The sequence below is a fragment of the Chryseobacterium potabilaquae genome (genome assembly GCF_902728265.1).
Lineage (GTDB): Bacteria > Bacteroidota > Bacteroidia > Flavobacteriales > Weeksellaceae > Chryseobacterium > Chryseobacterium potabilaquae.
Window position 1 is genome coordinate 1 of the sequence record NZ_CACVBR010000102.1, and the last position, 1271, is coordinate 1271.

The 1271-nt window shown below is 36.2% G+C and carries 1 protein-coding gene and 1 pseudogene; both read right to left on the reverse strand.

Annotated features, from left to right (window positions below; genetic code table 11):
- Window positions 1-819: IS3 family transposase (locus CHRY9293_RS18340; RefSeq protein WP_238476835.1), on the reverse strand; the 819-nt coding region annotated here is incomplete at its 3' end.
- Between the two features lie 14 nt (window positions 820-833).
- Window positions 834-1271, reverse strand: a pseudogene (locus tag CHRY9293_RS18810) (hypothetical protein); the annotation flags it as partial.

Below are 1271 nucleotides of genomic sequence, written 5' to 3' on the forward strand. Positions count from 1 at the left end.
ATCTTTGTTTTTATAGGTTTTTATTTTTACACAATCTTGTTTGTGCATTTGCTCAGGGGTTTTCATATAGCACGACCAATGCGGTCTTTTGTTATTATAAATGTGAATCGCATCTTTTACTAGTAACTTCATTGTCTGTATATTGACTTGATAATCTTCTAATAAGAATTCCTGCTTGAGTATACCGTTTACTCTCTCTGCAATTGCATTAGCATAGGGATTGTAACTTTCGGTCATTGAAGGTTTAATGTTTTTCTTTTGCAGTATTTTCTGATAATCTCTACTGCAATATTGTAAGCCTCTATCAGAATGATGAATCAAGTCTTTCTTATACATTCTTTGTTTTATAGCCATATTCAATGCTCTAAGAGATCCCTCAGTTGCCAGACTATTAGATACATCATATCCCATTATTTTCTTAGAATAAGCATCGGTAACTAAAGCTAGATAACAATTACGATCCCGACCTCCAATATAAGTAATATCTGAAACCCATACCTGTTCGGGCTGGTCCAATGGTATATTTTCTATCAAATTCTTATGCTTTCTGAATCGATGATGGGAATCAGTGGTTATTCGATAGTTTCTTTTAGGCTTTATAAGCATATTATTAGCTTTGAGTATACTGAAAAGTTTATCTCTGCCCACATGCAATGCCCGCAAAGGGAGTTCGAGCATATGATAGATTTTCCTTGTACCTATACGAGGCATAAGGCCCCGTAAGTTATTCACAAGCTTAACGACCTGATCAGCTCTGGCTCTTTTTCCTGCTGTAAGCCAAAAGCTTCGATAATAATACTGTCGGTTGATCCCGACCAATCCACAAAGATAGCCTATCGTTTTTTTGCTTTCTTTGCTGATATATTGGATTGATCGGGAGAGAAGTTTTTTCTTACCTGAATCAGATATTCTTCTTCTGCCAAATCAATTAGCTTATCCAAAATAGCCGCCTTATCTTCAGACTCCGTTAGGCAGTTCTCTAAAAATTGATTGTGACGCTCCAAACGTTTTACTTTCTCTTCCAGTTCTTTAATCTTTTGTTCTGGGCTTTGCATAGATTTACTTTGTGAATGATTATCTATATCAAAGTTACCATATTTTCTGCGCCATTCGGTTATAGTACCGTGACCTTGGATGCCATACTTACGCATGGCAGCTCGATTGCCGATCGAACCACTCTCCACTTCTTGTACTACAGAGAGTTTAAAGGATAGGCTATAGTCTTTTTGACTACGTTTTACATACTGATTATTAAGATCTTTCATAACATT